16 protein-coding genes and 1 pseudogene are annotated in these 15,831 nt (G+C 60.8%); 8 read left to right on the top strand and 9 right to left on the bottom strand.

Features of this window, described 5'->3' with window-relative positions:
* Positions 1-34: 34 nt before the first annotated feature.
* Complete coding sequence (locus tag ASG25_RS10365) at positions 35-1,165, bottom strand: RHE_PE00001 family protein (protein WP_062473160.1); 1,131 nt, start codon at positions 1,163-1,165, stop codon at positions 35-37.
* A gap of 7 nt (positions 1,166-1,172) precedes the next feature.
* Between ASG25_RS10365 and ASG25_RS23455 the strand changes: the two genes are divergently transcribed.
* From ASG25_RS23455 to ASG25_RS10350, 3 genes are read left to right on the top strand one after another with little or no spacing between them, the layout of a single operon-like run.
* The gene (locus ASG25_RS23455; RefSeq protein ID WP_244479374.1) at positions 1,173-1,613 is read left to right on the top strand and encodes a type II toxin-antitoxin system VapB family antitoxin; all 441 of its coding nucleotides are present in this window, start codon (positions 1,173-1,175) and stop codon (positions 1,611-1,613) included.
* A complete protein-coding gene (locus tag ASG25_RS10355) occupies positions 1,610-2,014 on the top strand; it encodes a type II toxin-antitoxin system VapC family toxin (RefSeq protein WP_062473159.1) in 405 nt (134 codons plus the stop codon). The genes ASG25_RS23455 and ASG25_RS10355 overlap by 4 nt, the downstream gene beginning before the upstream one ends.
* A complete protein-coding gene (locus ASG25_RS10350) occupies positions 2,011-3,150 on the top strand; it encodes a site-specific integrase (RefSeq protein ID WP_062473156.1) in 1,140 nt (379 codons plus the stop codon). Before ASG25_RS10355 ends, ASG25_RS10350 begins: the two co-directional genes overlap by 4 nt.
* 488 nt (positions 3,151-3,638) lie before the next feature.
* Here ASG25_RS10350 and ASG25_RS10345 read toward each other — a convergent pair whose 3' ends face one another.
* The 5 genes from ASG25_RS10345 to ASG25_RS10325 form a co-directional block, all read right to left on the bottom strand.
* Positions 3,639-4,253 carry a DJ-1/PfpI family protein gene (locus ASG25_RS10345; RefSeq protein ID WP_062473155.1) on the bottom strand — a complete coding sequence of 205 codons (615 nt, stop codon included), beginning with the start codon at positions 4,251-4,253 and terminating at the stop codon, positions 3,639-3,641.
* A 62-nt stretch (positions 4,254-4,315) separates the two neighbouring features.
* On the bottom strand, positions 4,316-5,266 hold the full coding sequence (locus ASG25_RS10340; protein ID WP_062473153.1) for a substrate-binding domain-containing protein: 951 nt from the start codon (positions 5,264-5,266) through the stop codon (positions 4,316-4,318).
* A 55-nt stretch (positions 5,267-5,321) separates the two neighbouring features.
* Positions 5,322-6,314: an ABC transporter permease gene (locus ASG25_RS10335; RefSeq protein WP_062473151.1), complete on the bottom strand. Its 993-nt coding sequence runs from the start codon at positions 6,312-6,314 to the stop codon at positions 5,322-5,324.
* A 14-nt stretch (positions 6,315-6,328) separates the two neighbouring features.
* A complete protein-coding gene (locus tag ASG25_RS10330) occupies positions 6,329-7,828 on the bottom strand; it encodes a sugar ABC transporter ATP-binding protein (protein WP_062474464.1) in 1,500 nt (499 codons plus the stop codon).
* 73 nt (positions 7,829-7,901) lie between these two features.
* Entirely contained in the window at positions 7,902-8,603 is a 702-nt protein-coding gene (locus ASG25_RS10325; protein ID WP_062473149.1) for a GntR family transcriptional regulator, read from the bottom strand.
* A gap of 88 nt (positions 8,604-8,691) precedes the next feature.
* On the opposite strand from ASG25_RS10325, the gene ASG25_RS10320 reads away from it, so the two are divergent.
* From ASG25_RS10320 to ASG25_RS10305, 4 genes are all read left to right on the top strand, one after another.
* Positions 8,692-9,726, top strand: a complete 1,035-nt coding sequence (locus ASG25_RS10320; protein WP_062473147.1) for an Ldh family oxidoreductase — start codon at positions 8,692-8,694, stop codon at positions 9,724-9,726.
* A complete protein-coding gene (locus ASG25_RS10315; protein ID WP_062473145.1) occupies positions 9,723-10,949 on the top strand; it encodes an iron-containing alcohol dehydrogenase in 1,227 nt (408 codons plus the stop codon). The genes ASG25_RS10320 and ASG25_RS10315 overlap by 4 nt, the downstream gene beginning before the upstream one ends.
* 13 nt (positions 10,950-10,962) lie before the next feature.
* A complete protein-coding gene (locus tag ASG25_RS10310) occupies positions 10,963-12,450 on the top strand; it encodes an NAD-dependent succinate-semialdehyde dehydrogenase (protein ID WP_062474462.1) in 1,488 nt (495 codons plus the stop codon).
* A gap of 118 nt (positions 12,451-12,568) precedes the next feature.
* A complete protein-coding gene (locus ASG25_RS10305; RefSeq protein WP_347360100.1) occupies positions 12,569-13,285 on the top strand; it encodes an alpha/beta hydrolase in 717 nt (238 codons plus the stop codon).
* Between the two features lie 36 nt (positions 13,286-13,321).
* Here the strand turns inward: ASG25_RS10305 and ASG25_RS10300 are convergent, their stop codons facing one another.
* The 3 genes from ASG25_RS10300 to ASG25_RS10290 all read right to left on the bottom strand — a co-directional run bounded on the left by ASG25_RS10300 (position 13,322) and on the right by ASG25_RS10290 (position 14,588).
* On the bottom strand, positions 13,322-13,549 hold the full coding sequence (locus ASG25_RS10300) for a hypothetical protein (RefSeq protein WP_062473141.1): 228 nt from the start codon (positions 13,547-13,549) through the stop codon (positions 13,322-13,324).
* Positions 13,550-13,891: 342 nt separating this feature from the next.
* The gene (locus tag ASG25_RS10295; RefSeq protein WP_062473139.1) at positions 13,892-14,323 is read right to left on the bottom strand and encodes a hypothetical protein; all 432 of its coding nucleotides are present in this window, start codon (positions 14,321-14,323) and stop codon (positions 13,892-13,894) included.
* Positions 14,310-14,588: a type II toxin-antitoxin system Phd/YefM family antitoxin gene (locus ASG25_RS10290; protein WP_062473137.1), complete on the bottom strand. Its 279-nt coding sequence runs from the start codon at positions 14,586-14,588 to the stop codon at positions 14,310-14,312. Before ASG25_RS10290 ends, ASG25_RS10295 begins: the two co-directional genes overlap by 14 nt.
* A gap of 77 nt (positions 14,589-14,665) precedes the next feature.
* Between ASG25_RS10290 and ASG25_RS10285 the strand changes: the two are divergent.
* A pseudogene (locus tag ASG25_RS10285) lies at positions 14,666-15,828 on the top strand (site-specific integrase).
* Positions 15,829-15,831: the final 3 nt, after the last annotated feature.

Below are 15,831 nucleotides of genomic sequence, written 5' to 3'. Positions count from 1 at the left end.
CATATTAAGGCGAGAGGGCAGCGCGACGTTACCTTCATAATATGCCCCACGCCCGAAACCTCCCCCTCCCGGTCATCTCCCTGAGGCCCAGCTCCAAAACAATCCGCCGCGCGGCCTGCGGCGTCACATCGAGCGCCTTCGCCACCATCCCGGCCGATACCAATGGTTTCGCCATGACAAGCTCGACCAGCTCCGGCAGTCTTGACGACGCCCGGCGCCCGTCCAGCTTTCGGTCCATCATTGTCTTCGCGAGCGTCAGCCGGTCATGCTCTTTCAATCCAATCTCGGCGGCCGCGATCAAGCCGTGGGCAATCGCGAGTAACCGGGACTCTAGGTCCCGATGCCGACGCCGATCAACGGGAATGGTTTTGAGGGCGAGATTGACGGCAGCGAGATGATCACCGGTGGTGAGGCCGGCCTGCCGCAGGATCGAGGCCGTCAACAGCCGGCCGAGCCACGGCGCGTGCTGAAGGACCGCAAGCGTGTTCCAGGCATCGAGGGCAACGACCGCCTGCAGGACCGCCGGCCACGCCTGAACCTGCCGCAGCACGCCCCGCCATTCGTCGAGCCTGGCATCCTCGTCCCAGTCGAGATCGTAGATCATCGGATCTTTTTCCGCCGGGCTGGTCACGCTGGGCATCCTAGCATGCGTGATCGCCGCCTCCGAGCGGGCAAGCACCGCATCGATGGCGGCATAATCCACGCCGGGCGGGTTTTCGGCGGCGTCGGCGCCTTCCCCCTCCCCCATCGATTCGTTCGCGGCCGCCGGCGGCATAACACCGGCGGCCGGGGCCTTGTCGGCATCAACGGATAGGATTGCCGAGGCTTTTCTCAGTGCCCGAAGTCCATCAACAGACAGCGCCCAGCCGGGCAACTGCGCCGCGATGCGCCGGCGCGTACGAAGCACGTCGCGGGCGATGGTGAGCTCGTGGGTCGGTGAGCGGATGTCGCGGGTGGCATCGTGGAGAACGAGATCTTCGAGATGGACGAGTTCGCCGTCGATCCATAGCGAGGCGCAGGCGTCGACGAAATTTTGGCGTTCGATCCAACCCTGGCCGACGGGTGAACAGGCGATGCGCTCGTCAAGGCGGGTGAGTGCGGTACCGGCGTCGAATGCCGGTCGCATCAGGGTTGTCATGCTGGATTTAGCGATTTCGTAAGCCATTGAAGTTATGGTAAAGGATTTCTTAAAGGAACTCTATCAGAATATTGCGGTTCGCTACATGGTATGCTTTCGGCTTGGTCTGCTCACCATCGATAAGTACCCCTTATCGGGGGTTAGCCATCTTCTCTGGATTTCTTGCTATCTCAGGCGGAAAACGCTATTTTGCGGCCTCAATTCGACGGGGAACACCATGTCCGAACCACAGCTTTCCATCCGTAGCGCCAAGGCAAGAGCTCTGGCGCATGCGCTGGCGCGGCGCACCGGACAGCCGATCAACAGGCTCGTTGAACTGGCGCTTGAACGCTACGATGTCGAATTGAGGCAGCAGGATAAAAAGCACCCGCTGGATGCCGTTTGGGAGCTTGCCGCCGAAGGCCGTCGCAATGTTCCGGCTGGCACCACCTCTGCGCATGATGATCTTTATGACGAAAACGGCTTGCCAATATGATTGCCATCGATACCTCGGTCATTGTCGCGATCGTCCTTGAGGAGCTGGAAGCTGACGCCTTCAAATCGGTCCTGCAGCAGGATGAGATTGTTATCGGTTGGCCGACACTGTTCGAGACGCGAACGGTTCTGACAGCCAAAGGGTTTTCCAATGCCGCCGATATCGTCTCACGGTTCGTTGACACACCCAACATCATGCCGCTTGCCTTCAATGAGAGACATTATCGCCAAGCGGAAGACGCGCTTGACCGATACGGCAAGGGACGCCACCCGGCCAGCCTGAATATGGGTGATTGTTTCTCCTATGCTGTCGCTGCTGTTGCCAAGGCGCCCCTGCTCTTCAAGGGGCGCGATTTCAGCCAGACGGATCTGAAACTTCATCCAGCGTCGTCGATAAGATGACAGGCGTAGACGTGGTCGGCCGGCGAGCCCAACAACTGGACACGATCGCCGCCGTGCTTCCGCTTGAGCGGCGCGACGAGCTCGCCGAACTGCTGACCGATCAGGACATCGAGACGCTGCGCCATCTCGTCAACGAAGGCATGGGCGAAAACACGCTGCGCGCGCTCACCTCCGATCTCGCCTATCTCCAGGCCTGGTCGCTGGCCGCGACGGGCGCGTCCCTCCCCTGGCCAGCACCGGAAGCCCTGGCTTTGAAGTTCGTCGCCCATCACCTCTGGCAACCGCGGCAACGCGAGATCGATCCACATCACGGCATGCCGGCCAATGTCGAGCAGAGCCTGCGCGAACAGGGGTTCCTGAAGACCGTTGGCCCCCACGCCCCCGATACGGTGCGCCGGCGTCTGGCCACCTGGTCGACGCTGACGAAATGGCGCGGCTTCCCTGGCGTCTTTTCTTCTCCTGCCCTGAAATCCGCCATCCGGCTGGCCGTTCGCGCAACGCCAAGACCGCGCAAACCAAAGAGCGCCAAAGCGGTCACGGGCGATATTCTTGCCAAGATGCTCGCCACCTGTGCCAGCGGCAGCCTGACCGATCTGCGGGACCGGGCGATCCTCATGGTCGCCTTTGCCTCTGGCGGTCGTAGGCGCAGCGAGGTCGCCGGGTTGCGGATCGAGCAACTCATCGCCGAGCCCCCCGTTCCCGTCGAGAGCGGCCCTCCCCTGCCCTCGCTTGCCATTCATCTTGGCCGAACGAAGACCTCGGGCGCCGATCACGACGAGGTCGTCTATCTCACCGGCCGGCCGGTCGAGGCGCTCAATGCCTGGCTTGTAGCGAGCCGGATCGAGACGGGAAGCATTTTTCGCAAGATCGATCGCTGGGGTAATCTTTCGCAGCGGGCCCTGGAGCCGGGTGCGATCAACGGCGTCGTTAAGCACAGGGCGGTGCTGGCCGGCCTGGAGCCGGGGGAGTTTTCCGCCCATGGACTGCGCTCCGGCTATCTCACGGAGGCTGCCAATCGTGGTGTCCCGCTGCAGGAGGCCATGGAGCAATCACGGCATCGATCTGTCCAGCAGGCGTCGAGCTACTACAACAATGCGACACGGAGAAGCGGGCGAGCAGCACGGCTGATCTCCTGACCTTGCATCAGCTATGAAGGCCTATCGATGACGTTCCACTCGAGGTAATGACGGCCGCTCAGACACTACGACCGCCGCGCCGGACCTTCAGAGAGTTGGCATCGACTCACAAATGAGGGGAGGCAGCCGAAGGCGATACAAGATAGGCAGTGGAATAGCCCCGATGGACCAGCGATCGTTTCCGAACTGGACCGAGAGTTTTGTTAGCCTTTTTGATGCGGATGCAGCACGATTTGCAGCCATTGCCTCAGCCAGCGGATTTGATCCTCCCATGAACAGTGATCAGATTCATGTCCTTCTGTCCGATCTAAATTGAAGAGGAAGACGCTATTTGAAGGCTGGCTGATCATCCTGACATTCGATAATCATCATCACCCGCTTACGCACCTTGCAGCTGCCGCTTGGAAAGGCGTTCTGGCTGCCCGATTTGGGCAGCCAGAACCCTGTTTCGCCCAGTCAACGTGAACTGGCGTAGCGCCGCCGGGCCATCATGCGGCTTTGGCGACATCTTCGCTGTGGCGAATTTCCGTGCCCAAGACCTTGAGGCACTCCCTGATAAAGGCGGCGAGCGCTGTCCATCCCTTCGCCGACACCATGGTGCCATCGACGTAGGCTTCGGTTGGCGAGAGGTCGATATACGTCCCGCCGGCCAGCGTAACCTCAGGTTCGCATGCGCCGAGGGCAGCTACCTTCTTGCCACGCACCACATCATCGACGGCAATCAGGATTTGCACGCCATGGCAGATGGTGAAGATAGGCTTCTTCGTTTCATGGAAATGCCGAACGATAGCCTGAACGCGCTTATCGGTACGAATATATTCAGGACCGCGACCGCCAGCAGCATAAACAGCATGGTACTGGTCAAGCTGCTTTTCGGCCTCGGAGAACGTCTTGTTGATCGTAAAGAAATGGCCGAGCTTTTCGGTGTAGGTCTGATCGCCCTCGAAGTCGTGCAGTGATGTCTTGATAAGATCGCCCGCCTTCTTGTCCGGGCAGATGACATCCACCGTATGCCCAACCGCTTCCATTGCCTGCTGATAGACGAAGATTTCGTATTCCTCGGTGAACTCGCCTGTCAGCATCAGTATTTTCTTGCCTGCCATGATCTGCTCCTCTTGCTACATGCAGTGGGGCGGCACCTGCCGCCCCGGTTTCTCGGTGTGGATTAGAACGGAGACTCGGGGAAATAGTATTCCTGAGCGTTCGTCTGGGTGATCAGCGGCGCGTCAAGCTTGACCGTCCCGCGCACGGGCGCTTGGCCGATCAGGTTGGCGACCGTCATATAGATCGCCGTCTTGATCATCGCTGGTGGATAGGGCGTCTCGGCCGGGGTCATTGCATCGCCGTCGATCACCTTCTTGACGATGTCCTTCATGCCGTTGCCGCCGAGGGCAAGCTTGATGTCCGTGCGTCCCGACTCCTTGACGGCTTCAAGCACGCCAAGCAGCATGTCGTCATCATTGGCCCAGACCGCATCGATCTGCGGATACTTCGCAAGGTAGTCCTGCATCAGCTTGAACGCTTCGTCGCTGTTCCAGTTCGCGTACTGAATGTCCAAGACCTTCAGTTCGGTTCCTTTGATCGCATCGTTGAATCCTTGAATGCGTTCGTCGTCGATAACAGTCGGAATGCCGCGCAGAACGACCAGATTCCCCTTCCCGCCGAGTTTCTCGATCATGTACTTCGCAGTGTTGCGGCCAACCGCGATGTTGTCGCCTGCAAGGTAGAGGTCCTGGATGAACGCGTCGCTCAGGCCGCGATCAACGACGGTGATGAAGGTACCGGCGTCCTTTACAGCCTTGACCGGCGTCGTCAGCTCTTCTGACGAGTACGGAAGGATGACCAAGGCATCGAGCTTTCGACCGGCGGACAGATCCTCCAAGGCGCTGACCTGCGCGGTTGCGGAGGGCGACGTCTTGACCACGACCTCAACGTCCGGAAAAGCGGCGTTGATTTCCTTTGCGGCGGCTTGGGCGTGGTAGACGACGCCGGCCGTCCAGCCGTGGTCGGCGGCCGGGATCGAGACGGCAACCACTTTCTTATCGGCGGAGAATGCGTGGCTGGCGAACATCAATGCGCCAACCGCCACAGCCGCGAACAGTTTCGTTTTCAACATGAATTCCTCCCAGAATTGGACCTGCAAACAAGCACTCGCGCGGTCCGGACACGAATTACTTCGCGAACTTTTGAATGAGCATCGCGATGATGATGATGACCCCCTGAACCCCGGCCACCAGATATTCCGAGACGAAGTCCGACAGGACCATAAGGTTGGCGATGAGTTCGAGAATGACGGCGCCTGCGACCGTGCCCCAGACATGCCCCTTGCCACCGCGCAGCGCCGTGCCGCCGATGACGACGGCCGTGATGACCTGAAGCTCCCAGAGAACGCCCGTCGTCGGCGTTGCGGCGCCAAGACGGGGCACATAGCAAATGGCCGCGATGGCGACGCACGCGCCCTGGATCGCATAGGCGATTGTGCGGGTCTTGATGATCGATATGCCCGAATAGCGCGCCACGTCTTCGTTTGCGCCGACGGCAGCGCACTTTCGGCCATACTTCATCTTGTAGAGGAAAAAGGATGCCACGGCGGCGACGGCGATCGAGATCAGGATGGGGACCGAGATGCCGCCGACAGTGCCGAAATAGACGGGGCGATAGGCCTCGCGCAGACTGCGATCGATCGGAATCGTGCCCCCGTCGGACATGAAGGTGATGAGCGCCCGGAAGATCCCCATCGTGCCGAGCGTCGCAATGAAAGGTTCGATCTTCCCGACCGTGACGATGAGGCCGTTCATCAGACCGCAGGCTGTCCCGATGACAAGCGCCATGACCATTCCCGCGGGAATTGCCGCAAGGCCCCACTCGGGCGCCATGCTGTTCATGAAGAGGATCGTGATGCCCGTGATGAACGCTGCCATCGATCCCACGGACAGGTCCAGCCCGCCAGACGAGATCACGAACGTCGCGCCGACGGCTATGATCGCGATGAAAGCGCTTCGGGTGATCACGTTACCAAGATTGGTCGCCGACAGAAAGTCCGGATTGATGATGAACCCGATCACAAGCAGCACCAGAAGAGCCAGGAATGGCCCGACGTCTGCCCACCCGATGTTCCAATCCCGTTCGTGCCTGAGCGGCGTTGTTCCTACGAGCGTACTCATGTGGTTCCTCCTCCCTACTCTGCCGCTGTCGTGACGTTGCTTGTCGCCAGCAGTGCGATGTCGTGCTCAGTCATCCGGTCTCCCGACACCTCTCCCGTGATGCGTCCCTCTCGCATCACAAGAATGCGATCACAAAGACCGATCAGCTCCTGCATCTCCGAAGAGACGACGATGCACGTCCTGCCCTCGCCGACGAGGCGATGGACGAAGGCGTATATCTGGGCTTTGTTGGCGATATCGATGCCACGGGTCGGCTCGTCGATGACGACGACAGACGGGTTGGTCAAAAGGACCTTGGCCAGCAGGAGTTTCTGCTGGTTGCCGCCCGAGAGCTGACCTGCCCTGACGCCGAGCGTCTTCAGCCGAATGTCATAGGTGTCGACCGCATCGACAAGCGCAGCTTGCTCCCGAGCGCGGCGCATCACGAGGCTGGGGTGGAACCGCGTAAGTGCCGACAGCGTCAGATTGGGCGCCAGTCGCTCCTGGAGCAGCAGGCCCTTTCCTTTGCGATCTTCCGTCAGGTAGCCGATGCCCGCGTCCATTGCGGCGCGTGGCGAGCGGATGTCGATCGTCTGGCCGTCGAGCGTGACCGTTCCATGGGCGGCTCTCAGGCCCATAATGCCTTCGAACACTTCCGTACGCCCCGCCCCGATCATCCCCGCAAAACCGAGGATTTCTCCTTTTCGTGCCGTGAAGCTGATATCCCTGGCGTAGCCCGGCACGACCAGGCCCTGCACCTCGAGAGAGGGCGCTCCAGCCGCACCGTTTCGCTTCTGCGGGTAGAGGGCCGCAAGGTCACGACCGACCATGAGGCGCGCCATGTCCATCTGGCTGAGATTGCTGCCCGCATAGGTGCCGACAAGCTTGCCATCACGCAGTACGCTAACCTTGTCGGCGAGCCGCTGCACCTCGTCGAGTCTGTGGCTGATGTAAAGGACCGCCGCGCCGTGTCTTTTGAGCTGCAGGATGAGCGCAAGCAGCCGCTCGACTTCGCCTCCTGTCAGAACCGCCGTCGGTTCGTCGAAGATGACAAGCTTGTAGTCGTCGAGAAGTGCGCGGGCGATCTGAACGAGCTGGCGATCAGCAAGTGAGATGTCCCGGACCAGCCTGTTCGGCTTGACGTGGCAGCCCAGCTCGGAGAGCTTTTCAACAGCGAGACGACGCATCGTCCGGTCATCAACCATCCCGTTGCGCATCAATTCGCGTCCGAGAAAGAGATTTTCTGCGACGGTCAAACCGTCGGCAAGCAGGATTTCCTGATGAACGAGAACGATTCCGGAATTCTGGGCATGTTCGGGCTTGGAGAAGCGGACATTCCGGCCTGCAATCTCGATCGTTCCGGAGGTGGGCTCGGCATAGCCTGAGAGAAGCCGCATGAATGTCGATTTGCCGGCACCGTTCTCGCCTATGATGGCGTGGATCTCGCCGGGAAACACATCGAGCGTGACATTGGACAGGACCGTCACGGGACCGTAGTCCTTGGAGAGTCCTTCAGCATGGAGAACGGGTCCCATCTTGGGACGCTCGCCATGGCGCACATCGTCTTTCTCACTCTGAAGAACAACAGCAGCCGACATGGGACCCACCTTATTCGAACGCGGGAATCAAGCGGTCACGCGAATGCTCCAGATGGGTCCGCATGGCTTTCTCAGCCGCCTGCGCGTCCCCAGCGGAAAACGCTGCTAACAAGGCTTCATGCTCGTCCAAGGCTTCCTCGGTCACCCGAGAATGGAACATCAGGCGAAAGATATGGAAATGCGTGTGCTGATGATTGAGCGTCTCGCGGATCAGTTCGTTTCCTGCAACGTCGAGGATCCTGTCATGAAAGACCGCATCCTGGCGGGCAAACGTCGAATAGCGGATACGCTCGTCCGAACCATCCCGGCGCCCCATGACACCACCTGCCTCCTGAAGAAAAGCGAGCTTGGCCTCGTCCATTCCTGCAGCCGCTTTTGCGGCGCTAATCGGCTCTAGCAGCAGGCGAAGCTCATACAGTTCATCAAACCTGCGCCGCGTAATCTGCGGCGCAGCGCTGTACCCGATCAAATGGGTTTTGACGACCAGACCTTCACCCTCGAGACGACCGAGCGCCTCTCGGATAGGTGTCTGGGACACATTGAGTTCCCGCACCATGCTGTCAACGGATATGCGGCCCCCAGGGGGGATGTTCAGCGCCATTAGCTGAGCGAAGATCGCGTCGTAAACGCTTTCCGCCAAACTGTTGCTCCGCTGAATGAAGCCGCTGTTCTCTGATGGTCTCATAGGGGTCGCCGAATTTCTGTTCTGCATCTCGTTGCCTCTTGACATGAACGACAGCTAACACGATGGTGCCCTATATGCAATCCCATATCCTATAGGATTTGATATTGGAGTTTTCATGAGGGTTTTACGAGAGGACGCGTTGCACTTGGCGACGACGCTTCTGGAGCAGAGGGGTTGCAGAGTGGTTCACGCCGCCTTGCAGGCGGACGTTCTGGTCGAGGCCGAACTAACGGGACACCCATCGCACGGGCTCCAGCGGTTGCCGCGCATCCTCCAGAGGATTGAGAGAGGCTTGATCGACCCCAATAGTGAGGGGGCGGCAAGCTGGTCGTCGTCGTCCTATCTCCGGGTGGATGGCCTCAGGGGACTCGGCCCGGTCGTGGCCGGCGCAGCCTTGACGCTCTTGAGCGCGCGGGCGGCCACGGCCGGCATCGCCATAGCAGGTATCCGCAACGGCAATCATCTGGGAATGCTGTCGCACTATGTCGCCTGGCTCGCCGAACGCGGCCAGGTTGGGATAGCGCTGTCCACGAGCGAGGCGCTCGTTCACCCCTATGGCGGCACGCGCGCCATGCTCGGCACCAACCCGCTGGCCATTGCCGTTCCCACGGCAGGGCGTCCGATGGTCGTAGACCTGGCAACGGGCGTCGTCTCGATGGGCAAGATCCACCACCATGCCGCCAACGGACTGTCGATCCCCCTCGGCTGGGCGCGGGATGAGACCGGTCAGCCGACGACACATGCCGCACGCGCCACCAAGGGTGCGATCGCGCCCTTTGGCGAGGCGAAGGGCTATGCGCTCGGCATGGGACTGGAGCTTCTGGTCGCGGCCTTGGCAGGCTCGGTCATGGCGCCTGATATCCACGGCACGCTCGACGCGGATTCCGTGTGCAACAAGGGCGACGTGTTCATCGCTATCGACATCGGGTCAAATCCCGACCTCATGGCTCGCCTTTCAGCTTACCTTGACCTTGTGCGCGCATCGACCCCATCGGACACGGGCACCCCTGTCGCCGTTCCCGGAGATGGCGCGGCCGCCCGGCGTGCTGACGCCCTCCTCCGCGGATTTCAGACATCGCCACAGCTCTGGCGGGACCTGAACAGCTTTTCGCTTCCCCAAAGCTCGCTTTCCATAGGACAGGCACGATGAACCTCTTTGCCGCTCTACGACTTCCGCAAGAAATCCTGTTTGGCAAAGGCCAGCGTCATGCGCTGCCGGCGGTCGCTGCAAGACTGGGCAAACGGGCCTTGATCTGCACCGACGAAAGGTTCGCGGCGACCGACGTCTTCGCCGACATCGTCGCTGCGCTCAAAGCGGCATCGGTCGATGTTGTCGTGTTCGACAACGTCCAGCCCGACGTCCCCCAGGAAACCGTGGCCGTGTGCGTGGATCACGCAAGGGACTTCGGACCTGACCTAGTCATCGGGATCGGCGGAGGCAGTTGCCTGGATATGGCGAAATGCGCGGCGCTCTTGCTCAGCCATGGCGGCCGCCTGCAAGACTATTACGGTGAGTTCATGGTTCCCGGGCCGACAATCCCGGTGATCGCCGTTCCCACAACGGCTGGCACCGGCTCCGAGGTCACGCCGGTCGCGGTCATCTCCGATTCCGAGCGGACGCTCAAAGTGGGAATTTCCAGCCCCTACCTCATCGCGACCTGCGCGATCTGCGATCCGGAACTGACGATGACGTGCCCGCCGGGACTGACAGCGGTCGCCGGAGCTGACGCCCTCACGCATGCGATCGAGGCCTTCACCGCGGCGCGGCGGACCAACGACCACATGTTGACGCAGAAGCACGTGTTCATCGGTAAAAGCGCGCTCACGGATCACTTTGCGCTGCTGGCGATCAAACTGTTGGGACGCAGTCTCGAGAAGGCCTGCAAGGACGGTGCGGACGAGGACGCAAGAGCCGATGTGATGATGGGAGCGCTTGCGGCTGGATGCGCCTTCGGCACGGCCGGCACTGCAGCGGCGCATGCCATTCAATATCCCGCCGGAGCCCTGACGCACACGGCTCACGGCCTCGGCGTGGCAACGATGATGCCCTACGTCATGACCTACAACAAGGCCGCATCGGCCGCCGAGATGGCAGAGATCGGGATCGCGCTTGGCCTTGCCGGCGACCACGACGATACCGAGAAAATGGCGACCGGTGCGATCGAGGAAATCAGGAGGCTCTTTGCAGCGATCGGCATCACCCGGACGCTCGCCGATCTGGGGCTTCCTGCCGACAAGGTCGACTGGACGGCCGAGCAGGCGTTCGGCATCGACCGACTGATCAAGAACAACCCGCGGCCATTCGATCTCGACGCCATGAAGCGTCTTGTCAGAGCGGCCTATGCCGGCGACCTCGCCGGTTCCGCTCTTTGAATCGAGGAATGTCATGGATATCTCGCAGAAAACGCCGCACGCTGACAACCACCTGCCCGACTTCGCCGCCGCGTCCCGCGGCCTGTACATCGACGGCGCCTGGCAGCCATCCCGCAGCGGAGAGGTCATCGAGGTCGTCGATCCCTCGACGGGGAACAGGCTTGCCTCCGTCCCCGACGCGACGATCGAGGACGCGCGTCTGTGCATCGAAGCTGCCGCGGCCGCCGCACCCTCCTGGCGGGCGACCCCTCCCCGCCGGCGCTCCGAGATCCTGCGCCGGTGCTTCGAGTTGATGATCGAGCGCTCGGAGATGCTCGCGACTCTCATTTCGATGGAAAACGGCAAGGCCTTGCGCGATGCCCGCGGCGAAGTCGCCTATGCCGCAGAGTTTTTCCGGTGGAATGCGGAAGAAGCCGTGCGAATCACGGGCGAATTCGGGATCGCACCTGCAGGCACCAATCGCATCATCGTCGATTATCAACCCATCGGAATCTGCCTGCTGATCACACCCTGGAATTTTCCGGCAGCCATGGCGACGCGTAAGATTGCCCCTGCATTGGCTGCGGGATGCACGGTGATCCTCAAGCCCGCCAGCGAAACGCCGCTGACAGCCTTTGCCCTTGCCGCCCTCTATGAAGAGGCTGGAGTTCCGCCAGGTGTCGTCAACGTTCTGACCACAACGACGCCTGGCCCGATCACCGCGGAGATTCTGGCAGACCCGCGCGTCAGGAAGCTTTCGTTTACGGGGTCGACCGGGGTTGGCCGTCTCCTGCTGGCCCAAGCCGCCAGAACCGTCATCTCGTGCTCGATGGAACTGGGTGGCAACGCGCCGTTTGTGGTGTTCGACGATGCGGATCTCGAAGCTTCGCTGGATGGCGCGATGATCGCCAAGATGCGCAATGCCGGGGAAGCGTGCACCGCTGCCAACCGGTTCTATGTCCAGTCTGGAATCTACGATGCCTTTGCGGAGGGCCTGGCAAGACGGATGGCCGCGTTGAAGGTTGGCGCGGGCGTCGACAGCGTGACCGAGTGCGGGCCAATGATCACCCGCAAGGCTGTCGACAAGATCGCGCGCCTCGTTGCAGACTCCAGGGCAAAAGGTGCGCGCGTTCTGTGCGGTGGCGAAGCACCGGAAGGGGCCGGCTTCTTCTACCCGCCGACGGTTCTAGTCGATGTTCCCGCCACATCCGAGATGGCGCACGAAGAGATCTTCGGTCCGGTCGCGCCTCTCTATCGCTTCGACACAGAGGAAGAAGCCGTCAGCCGCGCCAACGACACGGAATACGGGCTTGCGGCCTATGTCTACACGAGCGACCTCTCCCGCGGCCTGCGCGTCTCCACCCAGTTTGAAGCCGGAATGATTGCCCTCAACCGCGGACTGGTCTCCGATCCGGCTGCCCCCTTTGGAGGCGTGAAGCAGAGCGGCCTCGGTCGCGAAGGCGGCCAGCATCATGGTGTTGCGGAGTTCATGGAAGCCAAATACATCGCAACGAGCTTCTGAACGAAGGAGATCACTGTTGGAGACCGACCCGTTCCGTATCCGTGCCCAAGTGGCGGATTTCGACGTCATCGTGGAGGGGATCGTTGCGGCAAGCGCCCTGACGCGGGAGGCCTTGCCCATGGCGGCGGGCATCGCTTACGGATCCGGCAGTGACGAGACGCTGGACATCTTCTTCCCCGAGGGTCCTCGGGAAAACCTGCCCGTGCATATGTTCATCCATGGCGGCTATTGGCGGATGTTTTCCAGGCGGGACTACGCGTATGTCGCCAGAACGATAACCCGCGCTGGAGCCATCGCCGTCATCGTCGACTACTCGCTGATGCCGAAGGTGAGAATGCATGTGCTCGTGGATCAGATGCGGCGCGCGACGCAATGGGTGGTGAAAAGCATTTCCACCTACGGCGGTAACCCCGCTCGGCTGACGGTGAGCGGGCATTCAGCAGGCGCTCATCTCGCGACGTTCCTGTTTCACCAGCAGGCATCGTCATCGATGGTTCGCGCCGCACTGCTTCTCGGCGGCATCTACGATCTCAAGCCGCTGCAGACGTCTTTTCTGGCGTCGGAAATCGGCATTACTGATGGCGAGGTTGCGGCCTTTTCGCCCCTCTCTCACCTGTATGATGTCGATTGCCGGGTCATTGTCGCCGTTGGTGCCAAGGAAACGCAGCCGTTCCACCAGCAGGCGAGCGCGCTCGCCCTATCCATGGAGCGGCAAGGATTGGCAGTCACACGGCAGACGATCAACGCGGCAGATCACATGAGCAGCGTCCGCGACCTCGGTACACCCGAGAGCGCGACGGCTGATCTTCTGATCGAACTGATCGAACGCTCCTGAACAGCCTGTGCGAAGGTGGTCGAAGGGACGCCCGTGTCAAAGGCTCAGGTCCAGACCGAGCCGACTGCTCAAGGCGTAGGCGAGGTAACCCACAATGAGGAGCGCGAGCACGAAGACCGCGGCCATGACGAGGCCTGTGCGAAGTGTGGCCCGGGTCTTTCCCTTCTCCGCCTGGTCATGATGCCATTTGATGGCCAAGAACATGGCCACGCCAAGCGCAAGCATCTTGAATATAACGAAGACGACAGGGACCCAATCCCACATTTGTCTTTCCACACTGCAGTTTGCATGACGGTGGAGCGCGCGTCCGGCTGTTGGAGCCGCGCTTCAACTCTGGCGCTGACGATAGAGCAACCGCGGTCCATGAGATACGCGCTTCCAGGCATACCTCCAATGTGTGGAATGGGCTTGCACAAGCAAAACGGCGTTCCTGGCCATCAGCTCTTATGAAATCTGCCGCCTGAAAGCGACCCTTACCGGAGGTGACTGATTGCAGCCCGCAGATCTGTAAAGCCCGGCGACAACAACGGTCATACAACACCCATTTTGCTCGATAATGCAGATCCTATACCCGGCCGGCCAAGGTCCACGACCGCAGCGCTGCTGCTATTCGCTGCGGGCCAGGGGGCGATGTCGCTGGCTGCGCGCCAATTCGACGAAGCGATGCTTAATCTCGTCAAACAACGCCGGCGGCAAAGGACCAAGGTAGCCAGTCTCGCTATCGACAGGTCGTACATCCGGTCCGGGCCAGACAAACCGGTTGCTTTCCGTCAGGACGATCCAGGATCGCTCGTCATCCAATCCGAGACGCCGTTTTGTCGGAGGCGGGATTTCGATGGCATCGCTTGGATCAGAGGGCGGCGAATGGGTGATTGGCAGAACACGGACCGCGGGCGTACCGTCGTCCAAGGTCGCAACAATCGCCAACACCAGCACCGGTCGGTCCTTTTCGCCCTCCTCCCTGCCTTCGAGATGCTGCCAATGCCACAAATAGGAATAGCGAAAAACCCAGCCGACCTTCGGCTCAGTCGGCAGCATTTTTGTCGATCAGCAGTTCGGCATTGAGATGATCGAGACCCGGCTCCATCTGCGACGCTTCGATAGCAGGAAGTTCACCATCGCCAAGCGCCGTCGTCAAATCGACGCGACGATCGCGTTTCGCCAGACGCATATAATCCTCATAAGCAATAAGAACCGTACGCGGCCGGCCGTTCTTGGTAATAATCACCGGCTCGCGGACCGCAGCATCTTGATAGGCGCCAAAATTCTTGGAAACGGCTGCTGCTGTCACTGTCGAGGTCATGGCAGAACTCCTTTATTCCGGAATATACGGGCTTTCCGTAACGTTTGCAAACCTGTGCTTGAGATTGGACAGATGAGATGATCCAAAAATCCTCTCACGCACCGGCTGCCAGCCATAACGTCTCGCATCGCACCGAACAGCTCGACCCCATTGCGTCGGGGCTGCCCATAGATCGACGCAACGAACTGGCCGAACTTCTGACCGATCAGGTGTCGAGACGCTGCGCCATCTGGTCAACGAAGGCATGGGTGAAAACACCCTGCGCGCACTCACGTCCGACCTTGCCTATCTGCAGGCGTGGTCGCTCGCCGCTACTGGCGCTTCCCTCCCCTGGCCAGCGCCGGAGGCCTTGGCTCTCAAATTCGTTGCCCACCATCTGTGGCAGCCCAACCAGCGCGATATCGATCCTCGTCACGGCATGCCGGCCGATGTCGAGCAGAGCCTGCGGGAACAAGGTTTTCTTCGATCATCAGGACCACATGCGCCCGATACGGTGCGCCGGCGGCTTGCGAGTTGGTCGACGCTGACGAAATGGCGGGGCCTGACAGGCGTCTTCTCATCACCTGCCCTTAAATCGGCGATCCGGCTTGCGGTGCGCGCCACTCCGCGATCGCGAAAACGCAAGAGCGCCAAGGCTGTCACAGGAGATGTGCTTGCCAAAATGCTGGCGACCTGCAGCACGGGCAATCTTCGTGATGTCCGTGACCGGGCTATCCTGATGGTCGCCTTCGCATCGGGCGCACGCCGGCGTAGCGAGATCGCCGGTCCGCGCACGGAACAGCTTACAATCGAGCTGCCCATCGCCGTCGAAGGCGGCCCTCCCCTCCCCTCTCTTGCCATCCATCTCGGCCGCACCAAGACATCGGGTGCAGAGCATGAAGACGTCGTCTACCTCACGGGTCGTCCGGTGGACGCACTGAATGCCTGGCTTGCAGCGGCCAGAATCGAGAGCGGAAGTATTTTTCGGAAGATTGATCGTTGGGGCAATGTATCGAAGCGGGCAATGGAGCCTGGTGCGATCTACCAGATCTTCAAGTCTCGAGCGGCGCAGGCAGGCCTTAATCCCGAGGCATTCTCCGCCCATGGGCTGCGGTCGGGCTATCTTACCGAAGCCGCAACCCGTGGCGTCCCGTTGCAGGAGGCGATGGAGCAATCGCGGCATCGATCTGTCCAGCAGGCGTCGAGCTACTACAACAATGCGACACGGCGCAGCGGCCGCGCCGCACGGCTGATATCGTAAGTT

It is taken from the genome of Rhizobium sp. Leaf384, from assembly GCF_001424065.1.
GTDB lineage: Bacteria > Pseudomonadota > Alphaproteobacteria > Rhizobiales > Rhizobiaceae > Ferranicluibacter.
Note: the sequence above shows the minus strand (reverse complement) of the source record. Positions and strands in the feature narration are given on the sequence as shown.

Excerpts from the sequence above, each read along its gene's own strand:
- ASG25_RS10365 (WP_062473160.1), bottom strand. The coding sequence starts at position 1,165 with ATGGCTTACGAAATCGCTAAATCCAGCATGACAACCCTGATGCGACCG.
- ASG25_RS23455 (WP_244479374.1), top strand. The coding sequence starts at position 1,173 with ATGGTAAAGGATTTCTTAAAGGAACTCTATCAGAATATTGCGGTTCGC.
- ASG25_RS10355 (WP_062473159.1), top strand. The coding sequence starts at position 1,610 with ATGATTGCCATCGATACCTCGGTCATTGTCGCGATCGTCCTTGAGGAG.
- ASG25_RS10350 (WP_062473156.1), top strand. The coding sequence starts at position 2,011 with ATGACAGGCGTAGACGTGGTCGGCCGGCGAGCCCAACAACTGGACACG.
- ASG25_RS10345 (WP_062473155.1), bottom strand. The coding sequence starts at position 4,253 with ATGGCAGGCAAGAAAATACTGATGCTGACAGGCGAGTTCACCGAGGAA.
- ASG25_RS10340 (WP_062473153.1), bottom strand. The coding sequence starts at position 5,266 with ATGTTGAAAACGAAACTGTTCGCGGCTGTGGCGGTTGGCGCATTGATG.
- ASG25_RS10335 (WP_062473151.1), bottom strand. The coding sequence starts at position 6,314 with ATGAGTACGCTCGTAGGAACAACGCCGCTCAGGCACGAACGGGATTGG.
- ASG25_RS10330 (WP_062474464.1), bottom strand. The coding sequence starts at position 7,828 with ATGGGACCCGTTCTCCATGCTGAAGGACTCTCCAAGGACTACGGTCCC.
- ASG25_RS10325 (WP_062473149.1), bottom strand. The coding sequence starts at position 8,603 with ATGCAGAACAGAAATTCGGCGACCCCTATGAGACCATCAGAGAACAGC.
- ASG25_RS10320 (WP_062473147.1), top strand. The coding sequence starts at position 8,692 with ATGAGGGTTTTACGAGAGGACGCGTTGCACTTGGCGACGACGCTTCTG.
- ASG25_RS10315 (WP_062473145.1), top strand. The coding sequence starts at position 9,723 with ATGAACCTCTTTGCCGCTCTACGACTTCCGCAAGAAATCCTGTTTGGC.
- ASG25_RS10310 (WP_062474462.1), top strand. The coding sequence starts at position 10,963 with ATGGATATCTCGCAGAAAACGCCGCACGCTGACAACCACCTGCCCGAC.
- ASG25_RS10305 (WP_347360100.1), top strand. The coding sequence starts at position 12,569 with ATGGCGGCGGGCATCGCTTACGGATCCGGCAGTGACGAGACGCTGGAC.
- ASG25_RS10300 (WP_062473141.1), bottom strand. The coding sequence starts at position 13,549 with ATGTGGGATTGGGTCCCTGTCGTCTTCGTTATATTCAAGATGCTTGCG.
- ASG25_RS10295 (WP_062473139.1), bottom strand. The coding sequence starts at position 14,323 with ATGCTGCCGACTGAGCCGAAGGTCGGCTGGGTTTTTCGCTATTCCTAT.
- ASG25_RS10290 (WP_062473137.1), bottom strand. The coding sequence starts at position 14,588 with ATGACCTCGACAGTGACAGCAGCAGCCGTTTCCAAGAATTTTGGCGCC.